Below are 16,735 nucleotides of genomic sequence, written 5' to 3' on the forward strand. Positions count from 1 at the left end.
ACATGAACATGCGTTTGCTGGCGGGCCTGTTGTTCGCCGTGTCGGTGGTCGGTTTCAGCCTCGGGGCGAGCCTGCCGCTGGTGTCGTTGCGCCTGCACGAGGCGGGGGCGGGGACACTGGAGATCGGCATCATATCGGCGATCCCGGCGGCGGGCATGATGCTCTCGGCCTTCATGGTCGACGCCTGCTGCAAGCACCTGACCCGACGCGTCATCTATCTGCTGAGCTTCAGCCTGTGCACCCTGAGCATCGCCTTGCTCGAGTGGGCGTTCGATTCGATGCTGTGGCTGGCGCTGCTGCGCCTGGGGCTGGGGATAGGCATGGGTATCGCGATCATCCTCGGCGAGTCGTGGGTCAACGAACTGTGCCCGGACCATAACCGCGGCAAGATCATGGCCCTGTACGCCACCAGCTTCACCGGCTTCCAGGTACTCGGCCCGGCGTTGCTGGCGCTGCTCGGCGCCGACAGCCCGTGGCTGACTGCCGTGGTCACCGCGTGTTATGGGCTGGCCCTGATCTGCATCCTGTTCACCGTGCCCAACGACCATGTCGAACACGGCGATGAAGGCGAGAAGAGCTTCGGTTTGGCCGGTTTCTTCCGTGTCGCTCCTGCGCTGTGCGTGGCGGTGTTGTTCTTCTCGTTCTTCGATGCCGTGGTGCTGTCGCTGCTGCCGGTATACGCCACCAGCCATGGCTTTGCCGTGGGCATTGCCGCCTTGATGGTGACCGTGGTGTTTGCCGGCGACATGGTTTTCCAGCTGCCGCTGGGCTGGCTGGCCGACCGGGTCGAGCGCACCGGCCTGCACCTGGTATGCGGGCTGGTCGCGATGAGCATCGGTATCGCCCTGCCGTGGCTGCTGCAAATGACCTGGCTGTTGTGGCCGTTGCTGGTGGTGCTCGGGGCGGTGGCGGGGGGGATCTACACCCTGGCGCTGGTGCTGATCGGGCAGCGTTTCAAGGGGCAGGACCTGGTCACGGCCAATGCCAGTGTCGGGTTGCTCTGGGGCGTGGGCAGCCTGGTCGGGCCGCTGGTCAGCGGCGCGGCGATGGATGTGGCGCCCCATGGGTTGCCCATGGCGCTGGCGTTGATGGCGGGGTTGTTCGTGTGTTTTGCGCGGCAGGCGTATCGGCGGGCGGGCAAGTTGCAGGCGGTGGCGGACTGAGCGCTTTGTGTTGACTGAGCTGGTGCATTCGCCGGCAAAGCCGGCTCCTACGGGTACGGTGTTGGGCGCAAGAAGGGGCGTTTCATCGTAGAGCGGTTGGACTAGGATGGAGGTTCCACCGTTGTCGAGCCGTGCCGATGATCCTTGCCGACCTTTCGCCCCAGGCCTTTGATGCAGCCAGCGAGCACCTGGCTGGCCAGGACCCGGACTGGGCGCGCCATATCGCCGTTACCGGCCCTTGCCTGCACCAGGCCACGCCCGGTCGCGAGCCCTACGAGACGCTGGTGAGGGCGATCGCCTACCAGCAATTGCATGCACGGGCGGCGGAGGCGATCCTCGGGCGCTTGCTGGCGCTGTTTCCCGAAACCGCATTCCCGACGCCGGAACAGTTGCTGGCGGTCAGCCCCGAGATGATGCGGGCCTGCGGGTTTTCCGCGAGCAAGACCGCGACGCTCCATGGCATCGCCCAGGCGCATCTGGAGGGCGTTGTACCCAGTCGGGCAGAGGCCTTGCTGCTGCCGGACGATGCCCTGGTCGAACGCCTGGTGAGCCTGCGAGGGGTCGGGCGTTGGACGGTGGAAATGCTGCTGATCTACAGCCTGGAGCGTTCGGACATCCTGCCAGTGGATGATTTTGGCGTGCGCGAGGGTTATCGCCGGATGAAAGGGTTGGCAAAGGCACCGACACCGGCGCGGATGCGCGCACTGGGGCAAGCCTGGAGTCCGTATCGCACCGTGGCGGCCTGGTATCTGTGGCGGGCGTGATGGCGCTATCGCGGGGCCGGTGAAGACAGCGCAAGAATCGGGGTGTTTCATCTTCTGTGCCCTGCAAAGCTCATCGTATCGAACGAGAGGAGAGGCGCCATGAGGTCTGCCCCGACGAGCTACATCACGGATGCTGAACGCTGGCACGCCGTACAGTCCCGCGACACTGCCGCCACCGGCCATTTCGTCTATGCCGTGCGCACCACCGGGGTGTATTGCCAGCCAGCGTGCAAGTCGCGCCTGGCCAAGCGCGAGAATGTCGAGTTCTTCACCGATGCCGCCCAGGCCGAAGCCGCCGGCTACCGGGCTTGCAAGCGCTGTGCGGGCGGCACTCAGGCCGTACGCCGCAGCGACCTGGTGGCCCGCGCCTGCCGCCTGATCGAAGCCGGCGATCCCGCGCCCAGCCTTGACCAGCTGGGTGCGGCGCTGAACCTCAGCCCCTTCCATCTGCACCGTCTGTTCAAGGCCGAAACCGGCCTGACGCCCAAGGCCTACGCCTCGGCATTCCGCGCCCGGCGCCTGCGCGAGCGCCTGGACAATGCCCCCAGTGTCACCGAAGCCATCTACGATGCCGGCTACAACTCCAACAGCCGCTTCTACGAAAGTGCCGGTGAGCGCCTGGGCATGCGCCCGCGCGAGTACCGTGCGGGCGGAGAGGGCGCGACCATTCACTTTGCCTTGGGCCAGTGCTCGTTGGGCGCCATCCTGGTTGCCCAGAGCCAGCGAGGCATCTGCGCGATCCTGCTGGGCGACGAGCCCGAGCCATTGCTCGACGAGCTGCAGGACCAGTTCCCCAAGGCGCGATTGATCGGCGGCGATGCCGGGTTCGAGCGGCTGGTCGCCGAAGTGGTGGGCTTCGTCGAAGCCCCGGCGTTGGGCCTGGCACTGCCGCTGGACGTGCAGGGCACGGCTTTTCAGGAGCGTGTCTGGCAGGCGTTGCGCGAGGTGCCGGTGGGCACCCGGGTGAGCTACACCGACATCGCCGAGCGCATCGGCGCGCCCAAGGCGTTCAGGGCGGTGGCCCAGGCCTGCGCGGCCAACCACATCGCCGTGGCCATTCCCTGCCACCGGGTGGTGCGCCGCGACGGCGACCTCAGCGGCTACCGTTGGGGCGTTGAACGCAAACGGCAGTTGCTGGACCGAGAGACGGCACTCTCCTGAGCCTCTGGAACGCGTAGAATTCACGCCCTGTCGAGTTGTATAGAGGAATATTCGATGAGGCGTGTCAGCCTTGACCGATTTTATGCAGGGCTTCTGGCCTTGCTGTTGTGCGTGGCCGTGCCCGCCTGGGCCCAACCGGCCACGCCGGTGTCGCGCCTGGCCGTGGCCGAACAGCAGGTACTGGACGAGAACGCTGGCCTGGAGGAGTTGAGCGAACGGCTCGACCAGATCCGCCAGGGCGTCACCAGCAATGCCAACGACGACCTGCTCGCGCAGTTGCGCCAGTCGGCCCTGCAGGTGCAGCGCCAGGCCGATGTGCTGGTCACCCAGCACACCGCCGATGTGCAACGCCTGGACGACCAGCTCAACGTGCTCGGCCCGCAGATGCCGGAAGAGGCCCAGAGTCTGACCCGCCAGCGCAAGCAGCTCACCGACGAGAAAAACGGGGTACTCGCCGAGCAGAAGGACGCCACCACGCTGGCCCAGTCGGCCCGTGACCTGTCCACCCAGATCGTCAACCTGCGCCGCAGCCTGTTCAACTCGCAGATCACCAGCCGCGCCGCCAGCCCACTGAGCCCGGCGTTCTGGTCGAGCCTGATCCGCCCCACCGACGACGACGTGGCCCGCCTGCGCGACCTGCGCGGCGAGGCCTCGGACGCCATGGCCAGCGCCTTCAGCGCCGAGCACCGCTGGTGGTTCATCACCGCCCTGGTCGCCGCCGTGCTGGTCTGGACCCTGGTGCGCCGGGTACTCGAACGGTTGCTGGCCGATGCGATGATCCGCTGGCTGCCCGAAGGCCGGCTGCGCCGCAGCGCCCTGGCGCTGAGTGTCAGCCTGGCGACCCTGGGCACCATCTCCGGCTCGGTGTCGCTGCTGCGCTGGGGCCTGGAAAGCAGCGCCGACCTCGGCCCCGACCTCGCCAGCCTGACCAACCACATCCTCGCGTTGGTGGTGTTCAGTGCCTTCATTTCCGGCCTGGGCCGCGCCATGCTGATGCTGCAACGCCCGTCCTGGCGCCTGCCGCCGATCGCCGACGAAGTGGCCAGCGCCCTGGGCTGGTTCCCCAAGGTACTGGCCCTGGCGCTGATGGTGCTGCTCACCCAGGAGCGCATCAACAGTGTGATCGGCACCAGCCTGGCCCTGACCCTGGCCACCAACGGCGTGACCACGCTGGTGGTGTCGTTGCTGTTCGTCGTGGCCCTGCTGCGCTATCGCCGTGCCCATCGCCTGCATGACCTGGAGCGTCCGAAAGGGCTGGCCGGGCTGATCCCGTTCGTGATCGTGGTGTGGGTGGTGGCGATCCTGTTGACGCTGCTGGCCGGCTACCTGACGCTGGCGTACTTCCTCACCGGCAAGTTGCTGTGGATCAGCGTTGTGGTGACCTGCGCCTACCTGCTGGTCACGGTGTTCGGCGACCTGTGCGAAACGTTGCTGTCCCCTCGCCAACCGGGTGGCCTGGCACTGGCATCGGCCCTGGGCCTGCAGCAACGCCACCAGGCCCAGGCCAGCACGGTGCTGGCGGGTATCGGCCGCACGCTGCTGCTGTTCGCCGCCGCATTGCTGGTGTTCATGCCTTCGGGCACCAGCCCGGGCGAGCTGCTGCAGAGCCTGGCGGACTGGGACGGCACCGGCGGCAAGGTGCTGGGTAACCTGAACATCGTGCCCCAGGACATCTTCCTGGCGGTGGCGATCTTCCTCGGTGGCTGGTTCGCCATCCGCGTGGTCAAGCGCTGGCTGAGCGAGCGCCTGCTGCCGGAAACCGACATGGACGCCGGCATGCGCGCCTCGCTGGTGACCCTGGTGGGCTACCTCGGCTTCCTGTTCCTGGCCATGCTGGTGATGTCCACCCTGCACATCAACCTGACCAGCCTGACCTGGGTGGTCAGTGCGCTGTCGGTGGGTATCGGTTTCGGTCTGCAGCAGATCGTGCAGAACTTCATTTCCGGCCTGATCCTGCTCACCGAGCGCCCGGTGAAGGTGGGCGACTGGGTCAGCCTGGCCGGTGTCGAGGGTGATATTCGCCGGATCAACGTGCGCGCCACGGAAATCCAGATGTCCGACCGCTCGACGGTGATCGTGCCCAACTCGCAGTTCATCTCGCAGAACGTGCGCAACGTGACCATGGCCAACGCCCTCGGGGTGGTCAGTGTCACCCTGACGCTGCCGCTGGAGACCGACCCGGGGAAAGTGCGCGAGGTGCTGCTGGCGGCATACAAGGAGCACGAGTCGATCCTCGATGCGCCGGCCACGTCGGTGACCTTCAAGGACCTGACCAGCAGTGGCATGGTGATCGGGGTGAGCGGCTACGTGGCGTCGCCTCGGCAGGTGTCGAGCACGCGCAGCGACCTGCTGTTCACCATTCTCGGGCGCTTGCGCGACGAGGGCATTGCCCTGTCTTCGCCGCAGAGCATGGTGTTGGTGCAGGAGAACGGGCGGGCGGCCGACGAGTCCGCTTGATGCCCCGTGGGGCTGCTTTGCAGCCCATCGCGGGTAAACCCGCTCCCACAGGCTCAACTCTGCCCCTGTAGGAGCGGGTTTACCCGCGATGGGCGCCACGCGCCCCATTGGTACTCAATGCTGCTTGGCCCTTCGAATCCTCAGCAGGATCACCAGCAGCAACAGCCCTGCCACTGGTGCCATCCCTAGCAGGGCCTCCCGCGCCGTCAACCCCGCTCCCAGCACATTCAACCCGCCATACAGCAGCTTGAACAGGTTCAGCAGGTAATAGGTGATCGCAATGATCGACAAGCCTTCCACTGCCCGCTGGATCTTCACCTGGGCATCGGCCCGGGCATTGAGGCTGCGCAGGATCTCGGCGTTCTGCTCTTCCATCTCCACCTGCACCCGCGCCTGCAGCAGGTCGCCCAGGTTGGCGACGTTCTTCGCCAGCTGTTCCAGCCGTTGCTCGGTGGCCACGCAGTAGCGCAGCGTCGGCTTGAAGCGCCGCTCGATGAACACCCCCAGGCGCTGGCAGTCGGCGACATGGCTTTCGCGCAGCTCGCCCAGGCGCTCGAACACCAGCTGCGCATAGGCCTGGCTGGCGCCGAAGCGGTGGCGGGTCTGCACCGTGCGATCCACCACCTGGCGCGACAGGTGGGCGATGGCTTCGAGCAAGGCTTTGGAGTCGTTGGGCGCGACGCTGGTGCTGCGTTCGGAGAGGCTGACCAGGGTCTTGTCGAAACCGTCCAGCTCCTGGCCCAGGGCCTTGGCCGTGTCCAGGGTCAGCGAGGCCATCATGCGGTAGGTCTCGATCTCCAGCAGGCGGCGGATCATGCGGCCCTGGCGGTAGGCGTTGAGCCGGCGGTTGATGAACAGCAGGCGGTTGGTGCCGTCCTCGGTCAGACGGAAATCGCTCCACACCACCGCGTCGCCACCGCCGACGCTGGAGCCGCAGGGGTCCTTGAAACCGTAGCGGGCGAGGTCCAGATCCTGCTCGCCGCGTACCAGCACCTGCACGGCGTTGATCACCTGCGCCGCTTGCGGGGCGATGGCCTCGGCGAGCGCGGCGGGCAGGGGCTGCCAGTCGCTGTCATGGCTGGCGCAGGGCACCACCAGGGTCAGGGTGAAGAACTCGGCGTGACGCTCCCATTTGAACGGGTGGCCGTCGAGCCGGGTGATGCCCTGGGCGGCCAGGGTGTCGATGGCCTCGGGGCAGCAGCGTTGCAGCAGGGCCCGGCACTCGGTCTCGCCACCGAGCAGGGCGAGGTGGTGGACGTGGGCCGGGTCGTCGAAGTACAGCGACGGGCGGGCGTGCAGTTCGTTGTGCAGGGCGGTGCGAAGAGGGTGCATGGGGCTGGCCTGGTGTTGTGATTGTGGGGCTACCAGGAGGTGGGACTTCGCGGCGGGGAGGAAAAGTCACGGCCCATTCGCCGGCAAGGCCGGCTCCTACAATAAACGTGGCAACTGTAGGAGCTGGCCTTGCCGGTGAATGGGCCGGAACGGGCGAAGACAGGATTACGTCGTCAGCCCAGGCACCGCGTCACATGCTTTACCGACTGATACCCCGAAAGCCCCCAAGGTCCGAGCTCGCGGCCAATGCCGCTGCCTTTGGTGCCGCCCCACGAGGTCTCGACGAACACCGCCTGCACCGAGTTGATCCACACATGCCCGACCTCCAGCGCATCGGCCACGCGCTCGGCGCGTTCCAGGTCGGCGGAGCAGACGGTGGCCACCAGTCCGAAACGGCTGTCGTTGGCTTGGGTAATGGCCTCGGCTTCACTGTTGAAGCGCCGTGCGCACAGCACCGGCCCGAAGATCTCCTCGCCCCACAGGCGGCTGCTCTCGGGCACATCCACATACAGTGTCGGGCTGACGAACCAGCCGTCACGGTCCAGCGCCTTGCCGCCGGCCAGGCACTTCAGGCCCTCCTCGCGGGCGGTGGCGAAGTAGCCGGCCACCTTGAGCCACTGCGCCTGGCTGGTCAGCGGCCCCATGTCGACTTCTTCAGTGAGCGGGTTGCCCACGCGCAACGCCTCCAGCGCCGCCTGCAAGCGTGGCAGCAGCGCGCTGGCAATGCCGTCCTGCACCAGCAGCCGCGAGGTGGCCGAGCACATCTGCCCGGCGTTCCAGGTGATGCCGGCGACGATCCATTCCACGGCCTGGTCGACATCGCAATCGTCGAACACCACGATGGCCGACTTGCCGCCCAGCTCCAGCGTCACCGGCCGGCATTGAGCCGCCGCGGCGCGCATCACCTGGCTGCCGACGCCGTTGCTGCCGGTGAACGACAGCTTGTCCAGGCCGTTGTGGCCGCTCAGGGCGGCGCCGGTCTCGGCCTTGCCGTTGACGATGTTCAGCACGCCGGCGGGCAGGCCCAACTGCTCGGCGATCTGGCCGTAGGCCTGCTCGACCAGCGGGGTGACCTCGGAGGGTTTGAGCACCACGGTGCAACCTGCCGCGAGGGCCGGGGCGAGCTTCCAGGCGCTGGTCACCAGCGGGAAGTTCCACGGCACGATCAGGCCGACCACGCCCACCGGCTCCAGGCGGGTGCGGGCGGTAAAGCCTGGCACGGCCAGGGCTACGTCACGGTTTTTCGCCGGCAGCTGCTCGGCCAGGTCGGCGTAGTAGGCGAAGGTGGCGATGGCGTCGTCCAGGTCGATCTCGGCCTCGTGGCACGGTTTGCCGTTGTTGCGCATCTGCAGGGCGATCAGCTCGTCGCGGCGTTGGCCCAGCTGCTCGGCGAAGCCGCGCAGGTAGGTGGCACGCTCGGCGGCGCTGACCGTCTTCCAGGAGGCCAGGGCGCGGCGCGCAGCGGCCACGGCCTGGTCGACCTGGCTGGCGCTGGCGGCCATCAGTTCGGCGAACGGCTGGCCGTCGGACGGGTTGTGGACAACGAGGCAGTCGCTGCCCTGGCCTTCGACCCAGTGGCCGTCGATGTAGTGAGGTGTGGTCATGGTCGGATTCCAGTCAGGCCATTTCGGCGGTGGTCACGGGCTTTACGGGCGTGCTTTTGCAGCGCACCCAGCGCGGGCCTCGGGGGCCATACACGCCAGCGGGTTCGGGGAACAGGTTGAGCAGGATCAGGTACAGCACGGCGGCGATACCCAAGGTCACCGGCAGGCTCAGGTCGATGCCGCCGGCCAGCTCGCCCAGCGGGCCGACGAACTGCCCCGGCAGGTTGACGAAGCACAGGCCGACCGCCGCGCTGGGGATCCACGCGCCCATGCCGCGCCAGTTCCAGCCGTGGTCGAACCAGTAATGGCCGCCTTGCTGGCCACGGGTGAACACCTGCAGGTCGTCGGCATGGTAGAAGCCGCGGCGGGTGATCAGACCGAGGATCATGATCACCATCCAGGGGCTCGTGCAGGTGATGATCAGCACGGCGAAGGTCGACACGCTCTGCACCAGGTTGAAGGTGAAGCGGCCGACGAAGATGAAGCCGATGGCCAGCACGCCGATCAGCAGGGTGGCGGCGGCGCGGCTGAGCAGGCGCGGGAACACGCTGGACATGTCCAGGCCGGTGCCGTACAGCGCGGTGGTGCCGGTGGACATGCCGCCGATCACCGCGATCAGGCACACCGGCAGGAAGAACCAGCCCGGCGAGATCGCCAGCAGCCCGCCGACATAGTTGTTGGCGGCGATATAGTCCGGCGCCTGGCTGGCCACCAGGGTGGCGGTGCACAGGCCGAACAGGAACGGGATCAGCGTGGCCGCCTGGGCGAGGATCACCGCCAGCATGATGCGCGACTTGGGCGTTTCGCGCGGGATGTAGCGCGACCAGTCGCCGAGGAAGGCGCCGAACGACACCGGGTTGCTCATGGCCAGGATCGCCGCGCCGACGAACGCTGCCCAGAAACCGGCCTGGCCGAGGTTGACGCTGCCGGCGTAGCCCGCGTCGAAGGGCCCGGCGAAGGCGAAGATGCCCAGCAGGAACAGCAGGCTCGAAGCCCACACCGCGATCTTGTTGACCCACAGCATGAAGCGGAAACCGAAGATGCACACCACCAGCACCAGCACCGCGAACAGGCCATAAGCCAGGCCCAGGGTGAGGTCGGTTTCCGGCAGGCCGACCAGGCGCTTGGCGCCGCCGACCAGGGCATCGCCCGAGCTCCACACCGACAGCGAGAAGAACGCCACGGCGGTGAGCAACGACAGGAACGAACCGACGATACGCCCGTGCACGCCGAAGTGCGCGCCGGACGACACCGCATTGTTGGTGCCGTTGAGCGCGCCGAACAGGCCCATGGGCGCGAGGATCAGCGCACCGATGCCGACACCGAGCAGGATCGCCCAGACCCCGGCCTGGAACGACAGCCCGAACAGTACCGGGAAGCTGCCCAGCACAGCGGTGGCGAAGGTATTGGCGCCGCCGAAGATCAGGCGGAACAGGTCAAGCGGGGAGGCGTCGCGTTGATCATCGGGGATCTGTTCGACGCCATTGGTCTCGATACCGGTCGAGTGGCTCATGGTGAGGCTCCAGCGCGAATGTTGTCGGCCGTCGGGCGGCCTTGTTGTGGGTGCGATGGCAGTGCGGCAGGGCCGCTTGAAAAATGATCAGTTCGGCGAGACGACCGACAGGTGCTCGTGGCAGGCCAGCCAGCGTTCGCCGTGCAGGCGGAAGACGATGGTCTCGCGCTCGTTCAGGTCGAGTACTTCACCGGCGAGGTGCAGGCGCGTGGCCACGTCGTGCATGAAGATCGCCACGTCGCCTTGCAGGCTTACCTGCGCGTTGCTGGATTCACAGCCGAGCACGGCGAAGCCATCGGCCTGCCAGCTGGCCCAGAGGTCTTCATAGGCGCGACGCGACAGCAGCGGTTGCGGCACGGTGTGGAAGAGGAAGGTGGCGTCTTCGCTGAAGCAGGCGAAATAGCGGGCGGTGTCGTTGCTGGCGAAGGCGGCGACGAGGTCGGCGGCGGCCTGCCGTACCTGGAGTGTCTGGTCCACGGGAGTGGCCTCACGGTTTATTGTGATTGTTGGTGAAGCGATTCTGGTGGGGGCGGGCGAGGGGAAAAATCGCTGCGGGCAAATAATCAGTTCAGGAAATCCTGAACCAATGGCTGGCGAGAATCCTCTGTAGGAGCGGCTTCAGCCGCGATGCGGACACCACGGAGCCTGGCATCCGCTTCGCGGATGATCGCGGCTGAAGCCGCTCCTACAGCGGTCGTGCCAGCTCCATGGGGCACGTTTTGTTCCATGAAGGTCTACCGACTGACGGTCGGCCGTGCACGCCATGTTTGCCTACGCTGAAACTCCCAACCTTTGAAGCAAGGAGTTCAGCCATGGCTTTCCACTACAACCGCCTGGACAAGAACAACGCCGCGGTACTGCTGGTCGACCACCAGACCGGCCTGCTGTCGCTGGTGCGCGATATCGACCCCGACCGCTTCAAGAACAACGTGCTGGCGCTTTCCGACCTGGCCAGGTATTTCAAGCTGCCCACCATCCTCACCACCAGCTTCGAAACCGGCCCCAACGGCCCGCTAGTGCCCGAGCTCAAGGAACAATTCCCCGATGCGCCCTACATTGCCCGCCCCGGCAACATCAATGCCTGGGACAACGAAGACTTCGTCAAGGCGGTGAAGGCCACCGGCAAGAAGCAACTGATCATCGCCGGGGTGGTCACCGAGGTTTGCGTGGCCTTCCCGGCGCTGTCGGCGCTGGAGGAGGGCTTCGATGTGTTCGTCGTCACCGACGCCTCCGGCACCTTCAACGAGTTGACCCGCGACTCGGCCTGGCGGCGCATGGAGGCTGCGGGCGCGCAACTGATGACCTGGTTCGGCGTGGCCTGCGAGCTGCACCGCGACTGGCGCAATGACATCGAGGGGCTGGGCACGCTGTTCTCCAACCACATCCCTGACTATCGCAACCTGATGACCAGCTACAGCAAGTTGGCCAAGTAGCGGTTTCACTGGTGCGGTGAGCGATCACCGCGCCAGTTTCAATACGCCATTCGCAGGTGTCGCGGACCAGATCGCCAACCCCGCCGCCAGTGCGGTCAACAATGCCCCGGCCCAAGGCGTGGCTTCCAGTGCGGAGCCTGTGATCACCACGCCACCGATGGCCGAGCCCAATCCGACGCCCAGGTGCATGGCCGACATGTTCAGGCTCATGCCCGCCGGGAAGGTATCCTCGCCGCGCCTGGCCAGGTAGCTCTGCACCACTGGCGAGGTGGTCCAGCTCAGCCCGCCCCAGAGCATCATCGCCGGCAGGAACAGCCACGGCGTGCCTGCACTCAGCGGCAGCACCAGCAGGCTGGCGAGGTACAGCAAGGGCGCCAGCAGGATGGCCCTGGCCACACCCAGCCGATCGGCCATCCAGCCACCGACATAGCCGCCCGAGACACCGGCGATGCCGAATGCCGCGAACACCGCTGCCAGCCATTGTGGTGGTACTTGGGCGACCTGTTGGGCGTAGGGTGCAAGGTAGGCGAACACGGTGAAGTGCCCGGCGATCATCAGCAGCGACACCCCCTGCGCGGCCGTCAGGCGGCTGTCGCGCAGGTGGCGTATGTAGCTGGCCAGGGCGATGCGTTCGTTGCTCTGCAGCGTCGGCAGCCCGCGCCAGGCCATCAGCAGCACCGCCACCGTCAAGGCACTAAGGCCGACGAACACGCCGCGCCAGCCCAGGGCATCGCACAGCAGCATGCCGGCCGGCACACCCAGTATCAGCGAGCTGCAGATACCCATGAAGATCACCCCGATGGCGCGCCCGCGCAGGGCTTCGGGCGCCATGCGCGTGGCCATCAGTGTGCACGTCAGGCAGGTCAGTGCGCTGGTTGCGGCCATGCCGATACGGGCGATCAACAGCGCGGTGTAACCGGGCGCCCAGGCCGCGAGCAGGTTGCACAGGGCGAACAAAGCCAGCGTGGCGCACAGCAGGCCACGCAACGGCAAGCGTGTGGTGAGCAGGGGAGAGAAGGGCGCGGCGAGGGCGAAGCTCAGGGAGAAGACGGTGGTCAGCTGCCCGGCCACGCCGAGCGGAACGTCCAGCCCATCGGCCAGTGCCGGCAGGATGCCGACCGTGATGTTTTCCGCCATGCCCGTGACGAATGTCGCCAGGGCCAGCAGCCAGATACGCGGGCTCATGTGTTGCCTCCGATAAACGGGCCGGCCAAGGTCCGGACCCATTTGTCCCGACGGTTGACCGGCAGTGGTCAGGTCCATCGGGTTTCGAGGCAGTGCTTCGGTTATCCCGGTTCAAGCAGGGAAAATTGTAGACGGTTGCGCAAGGTGGGTGAAGCACGTCGACATAAAGACACGGCGCCGACCCTGTAGAAGCCGGCCCCCACAGGTGAACTACTTCAACTCGGTCTCGATGAACACGATCTCGTGGTCACTGGCATTGATCACATTGTGCTCGACCCCCGCCTTGCGAAAATAACTCTGCCCCGCTACCAGCGCCGCCTGCTTCTCACCTTCCGGGGTCTCCAGCAGCAAGGTGCCATCGGTCATCGGTACCACCACATAATCATGGCCATGCAGATGACGCCCGGTTTCGGCGCCAGGGGCGAAGCGCCATTCGGTGACGATCACTTCGTCGGTGTCCACCTGCACGGTGGGGATAGCCTGGGGGCGAGCGTGCTTCATGAGCGAGTCCTGTCTGCGCGAAAGTGTCTAGCCTGGACCGGGCCGTGGAGGGCGATAAATGCAAATCTGCTGGCAGTCAGTCAGCGAAAAGCTCACCTAAACCGCAGAAAAAAGAAAACCCCTTGAGCGCAAACGCTCAAGGGGTTTCTCTCATCGACGCCCGATGACTCAGACGTTGAAGCGGAAGTGCATCACGTCACCGTCCTTGACGATGTAGTCCTTGCCTTCCAGGCGCCATTTGCCGGCTTCCTTGGCACCGCCTTCACCCTTGAACTGGATGAAGTCGTCATAGGCCACCACTTCGGCGCGGATGAAGCCTTTCTCGAAGTCGGTGTGGATCACGCCAGCGGCTTGCGGCGCGGTGGCGCCGACACGGACGGTCCAGGCACGCACTTCCTGCACGCCAGCAGTGAAGTACGTCTGCAGGTTCAGCAGCTCGTAGCCGGCGCGGATCACGCGGTTCAGGCCGGGCTCTTCCAGGCCCAGGGCCTCGAGGAACATGTCCTTCTCTTCGCCTTCGTCCAGCTCGGCGATCTCGGCTTCGATCTTGTTGCACACCGGCACCACGACCGCGCCTTCTTCCTCGGCGATGGCCTTGACCACGTCCAGGTGCGGGTTGTTGTCGAAACCGTCTTCGGCAACGTTGGCGATGTACATCACCGGCTTGCTGGTCAGCAGGTGGAAGCCACGAATCACGGCCTTCTCGTCGTCAGCCATGTTTTTCATCAGGCTGCGTGCCGGCTTGCCTTCGGTGAAGTGCGGAATCAGTTTTTCCAGGATGGCCTTCTGTGCCAGGGCATCCTTGTCACCGCCCTTGGCGTTGCGCGCGACCTTCTGCAGTTGCTTCTCGCAGCTGTCGAGGTCGGCGAAGATCAGCTCGAGGTCGATGATCTCGATGTCGCGCTTGGGGTCGACGCTGTTGGAGACGTGGATCACGTTCTCGTCTTCGAAGCAGCGCACCACGTGGGCGATGGCGTCGGTTTCGCGGATGTTGGCGAGGAACTTGTTGCCCAGGCCTTCACCCTTCGAGGCACCGGCGACCAGGCCGGCGATGTCGACGAACTCCATGGTGGTGGGGAGGATGCGGTTCGGCTTGACGATCTCGGCCAGGGCGTTGAGGCGCGCGTCGGGCATCGGCACGATGCCGCTGTTCGGCTCGATGGTGCAGAAGGGGAAGTTCTCCGCCGCGATGCCAGACTTGGTCAGGGCGTTGAACAGGGTGGACTTGCCGACGTTGGGCAGGCCGACGATGCCGCAATTGAAACCCATGGGTATTCCCCTTTCTAAAGTGTCAGGCCTTCTGGCTGTGCAGTTCGCGCATCGCCTTGGCGAAGTCGCCGGCAAGCACGTCGGGCATCACGCCGAGGGCAAAATCGATGCTGGCGTCGAGCTTCTCCTGCTCGGCGCGCGGCGCGCGACCCAGGACGAAGTTGGAGACCAGTTTGGCGTCGCCCGGGTGGCCGATGCCAAGCCGCAGGCGGTGGAAGTCGTTCTGGTTGCCGAGCTGCGCGATGATGTCGCGCAGGCCGTTGTGCCCGCCATGGCCGCCGCCTCTCTTGAGCTTGGCGACGCCGGGGGGCAGGTCGAGTTCGTCGTGGGCCACCAGGATCGCTTCCGGCTTGATGCGGAAGAAATTGGCCAGAGCCGCCACGGACTGGCCGCTACGGTTCATGTAGGTGGTGGGGATCAGCAAACGAACATCGTTGCCTTGATGGCTGAACTTAGCCGTCAGGCCGAAATACTTCTTGTCAGCGGTCAGCGACACGCGCTGGGCACTGGCAAGGCGTTCAACGAAAAGAGCCCCTGCGTTATGCCGGGTCTGTTCGTATTCGGGGCCGGGGTTACCCAGGCCGACGATCAACTGGATGGCGGTCACGTCAGGGGCTCTTCCTTGGAGTTGGTGGGTTACGGTGCGCGCGGCACTGTAACCCGATCAACGCCGGCGTGCGAGTGGATTACTCGGCAGCGCCTTCAGCAGCTTCAGCGGCAACGCGCGGGGCGTGGACGTTGGCAACAGCTTTGTCATCACCGTGGGCCAGAGCGACGAACTCTACGCCTTTCGGAGCTTTCAGGTCCGACAGGTGGATGATGGTGCCGACTTCGGCCTTGGACAGGTCGACTTCGATGAACTCAGGCAGGTCCTTGGCTTCGCAGGACACTTCGATCTCGGAAACGACGTGCGAGATCTCGCCGCCTTTCTTGATCGGGGCTTCTTCGCCGACGAAGTGAACTGGAACCTTGGCGGTCAGCTTCTGGCCAGCAACGACGCGAACGAAGTCGGCGTGCATGATGAAGCCTTTGGCCGGGTGACGCTGCATGGCCTTGACCACGACGTTTTGTTTAGCGCCATCGACGTTCAGTTCGATCACGTGGCTGAAGGCAGCTTCGTTTTCGAACAGCTTGGCGATTTCCTTGGCCACGATGGTCAGGGATTGGGCTTCTTTATCGCCACCGTAGACAACGGCAGGGATGTTGGCGGAGTGACGCAGGCGGCGGCTCGCACCTTTCCCCAGGTCAGTACGCGCTTGGGCGTTCAGGATGAAGTCAGTCATTTTGTTTCTCCAAAATAGCCTCCCGCAAGGCGTTTGCGACCAGCGCCAGACGGGGATGGCAAAAAAGCCCCGCCCCAACAACCAGTGTTGGGGCGGGGCGCTTTTCGTCAGCGAGTGTTCCGCTTAGCGGAACATCGCGCTGATCGATTCTTCGTTGCTGATGCGGCGTACCGCTTCAGCGACAACCGGTGCGATATCCAGCTGGCGGATACGGTCACAGGCTTGAGCAGCGGCGGACAGCGGCACGGTGTTGGTCACCACCAGCTCGTCCAGTACCGACTTCTCGATGTTCTCGATCGCGCGGCCCGACAGGACAGGGTGCGTGCAGTAGGCGTAGACCTTGGCGGCACCGTGTTCTTTCAGGGCCTTGGCCGCGTGGCACAGGGTGCCGGCGGTGTCGACCATGTCGTCTACCAGGATGCAGGTGCGTCCTTCGACGTCGCCGATGATGTGCATCACCTCGGAGTGGTTAGCCTTCTCGCGGCGCTTGTCGATGATACCGAGATCGACACCCAGGGACTTGGCGACGGCACGAGCACGCACCACACCACCGATGTCCGGGGAAACGATCATCAGGTTCTCAAAACGCTGGTCTTCGATGTCGTCGACCAGTACGGGCGAGCCGTAGATGTTGTCGACGGGGATATCGAAGAAACCCTGGATCTGGTCAGCGTGCAGGTCGACGGTGAGTACACGGTCGATACCCACGACAGTGAGCATGTCAGCGACGACTTTGGCGCTGATGGCTACACGTGCCGAACGCGGACGGCGGTCCTGGCGGGCGTATCCGAAGTAGGGAATCACGGCGGTGATTCGCGACGCTGAGGAGCGGCGGAAGGCATCGGCCATCACTACCAGTTCCATCAGATTGTCGTTGGTTGGGGCACAGGTGGGCTGAATGATGAAGACGTCTTTACCGCGGACATTTTCGTTGATTTCAGCACTGATTTCGCCGTCGGAGAATTTACCGACAGAAACGTCACCCAGTGGAATATGCAGCTGACGTACGACACGCCGAGCCAGATCGGGGTTTGCATTCCCCGTGAAGACCATCATCTTGGACACGCGCA

The 16,735-nt window shown here is 65.3% G+C and carries 15 protein-coding genes; 5 read left to right on the forward strand and 10 right to left on the reverse strand.

Features of this window, described 5'->3' with window-relative positions:
• Positions 1-2: 2 nt before the first annotated feature.
• The 4 genes from JYG34_RS03930 (at position 3) to JYG34_RS03945 (ending at position 5,545) form a co-directional block, all read left to right on the forward strand.
• Entirely contained in the window at positions 3-1,163 is a 1,161-nt protein-coding gene (locus tag JYG34_RS03930) for an MFS transporter (RefSeq protein WP_213659558.1), read from the forward strand.
• Between the two features lie 137 nt (positions 1,164-1,300).
• Positions 1,301-1,927 carry a DNA-3-methyladenine glycosylase family protein gene (locus JYG34_RS03935; RefSeq protein ID WP_213659559.1) on the forward strand — a complete coding sequence of 209 codons (627 nt, stop codon included), beginning with the start codon at positions 1,301-1,303 and terminating at the stop codon, positions 1,925-1,927.
• Positions 1,928-2,026: 99 nt separating this feature from the next.
• A complete protein-coding gene (gene ada / locus JYG34_RS03940) occupies positions 2,027-3,088 on the forward strand; it encodes a bifunctional DNA-binding transcriptional regulator/O6-methylguanine-DNA methyltransferase Ada (protein ID WP_213659560.1) in 1,062 nt (353 codons plus the stop codon).
• Positions 3,089-3,142: 54 nt separating this feature from the next.
• A complete protein-coding gene (locus JYG34_RS03945; RefSeq protein ID WP_213659561.1) occupies positions 3,143-5,545 on the forward strand; it encodes a DUF3772 domain-containing protein in 2,403 nt (800 codons plus the stop codon).
• 114 nt (positions 5,546-5,659) lie between these two features.
• Here the strand turns inward: JYG34_RS03945 and JYG34_RS03950 are convergent, their stop codons facing one another.
• The 4 genes from JYG34_RS03950 to JYG34_RS03965 form a co-directional block, all read right to left on the reverse strand.
• On the reverse strand, positions 5,660-6,877 hold the full coding sequence (locus JYG34_RS03950) for a DUF3422 domain-containing protein (protein ID WP_213659562.1): 1,218 nt from the start codon (positions 6,875-6,877) through the stop codon (positions 5,660-5,662).
• 173 nt (positions 6,878-7,050) lie between these two features.
• Entirely contained in the window at positions 7,051-8,481 is a 1,431-nt protein-coding gene (locus tag JYG34_RS03955; RefSeq protein ID WP_213659563.1) for an aldehyde dehydrogenase family protein, read from the reverse strand.
• A 13-nt stretch (positions 8,482-8,494) separates the two neighbouring features.
• Entirely contained in the window at positions 8,495-9,994 is a 1,500-nt protein-coding gene (locus JYG34_RS03960; protein WP_213659564.1) for a purine-cytosine permease family protein, read from the reverse strand.
• 87 nt (positions 9,995-10,081) lie between these two features.
• Positions 10,082-10,471 carry a YybH family protein gene (locus JYG34_RS03965; RefSeq protein ID WP_213659565.1) on the reverse strand — a complete coding sequence of 130 codons (390 nt, stop codon included), beginning with the start codon at positions 10,469-10,471 and terminating at the stop codon, positions 10,082-10,084.
• Positions 10,472-10,806: 335 nt separating this feature from the next.
• On the opposite strand from JYG34_RS03965, the gene ycaC reads away from it, so the two are divergent.
• Positions 10,807-11,427 (forward strand): isochorismate family cysteine hydrolase YcaC, encoded by a 621-nt coding sequence (ycaC, locus tag JYG34_RS03970; protein WP_028691153.1) that lies wholly within the window; start codon positions 10,807-10,809, stop codon positions 11,425-11,427.
• A gap of 24 nt (positions 11,428-11,451) precedes the next feature.
• On the opposite strand, the gene JYG34_RS03975 is transcribed toward ycaC, so the two are convergent.
• The 6 genes from JYG34_RS03975 to JYG34_RS04000 all read right to left on the reverse strand — a co-directional run bounded on the left by JYG34_RS03975 (position 11,452) and on the right by JYG34_RS04000 (position 16,730).
• Entirely contained in the window at positions 11,452-12,612 is a 1,161-nt protein-coding gene (locus tag JYG34_RS03975; protein ID WP_213659566.1) for an MFS transporter, read from the reverse strand.
• Positions 12,613-12,822: 210 nt separating this feature from the next.
• Positions 12,823-13,113 carry a cupin domain-containing protein gene (locus JYG34_RS03980; RefSeq protein ID WP_096048703.1) on the reverse strand — a complete coding sequence of 97 codons (291 nt, stop codon included), beginning with the start codon at positions 13,111-13,113 and terminating at the stop codon, positions 12,823-12,825.
• Positions 13,114-13,281: 168 nt separating this feature from the next.
• Positions 13,282-14,382 (reverse strand): redox-regulated ATPase YchF, encoded by a 1,101-nt coding sequence (gene ychF / locus JYG34_RS03985; protein WP_213659567.1) that lies wholly within the window; start codon positions 14,380-14,382, stop codon positions 13,282-13,284.
• 22 nt (positions 14,383-14,404) lie between these two features.
• Positions 14,405-14,989, reverse strand: coding sequence for an aminoacyl-tRNA hydrolase (gene pth / locus JYG34_RS03990; protein ID WP_213659568.1), 585 nt, complete (start codon positions 14,987-14,989; stop codon positions 14,405-14,407).
• 79 nt (positions 14,990-15,068) lie between these two features.
• Positions 15,069-15,665, reverse strand: a complete 597-nt coding sequence (locus tag JYG34_RS03995; RefSeq protein ID WP_011532196.1) for a 50S ribosomal protein L25/general stress protein Ctc — start codon at positions 15,663-15,665, stop codon at positions 15,069-15,071.
• 123 nt (positions 15,666-15,788) lie between these two features.
• A complete protein-coding gene (locus JYG34_RS04000; RefSeq protein WP_016391678.1) occupies positions 15,789-16,730 on the reverse strand; it encodes a ribose-phosphate pyrophosphokinase in 942 nt (313 codons plus the stop codon).
• Positions 16,731-16,735 lie beyond the last annotated feature (5 nt).

Origin of the sequence: Pseudomonas entomophila (assembly GCF_018417595.1) — a bacterium.
GTDB lineage: Bacteria > Pseudomonadota > Gammaproteobacteria > Pseudomonadales > Pseudomonadaceae > Aquipseudomonas > Aquipseudomonas entomophila_C.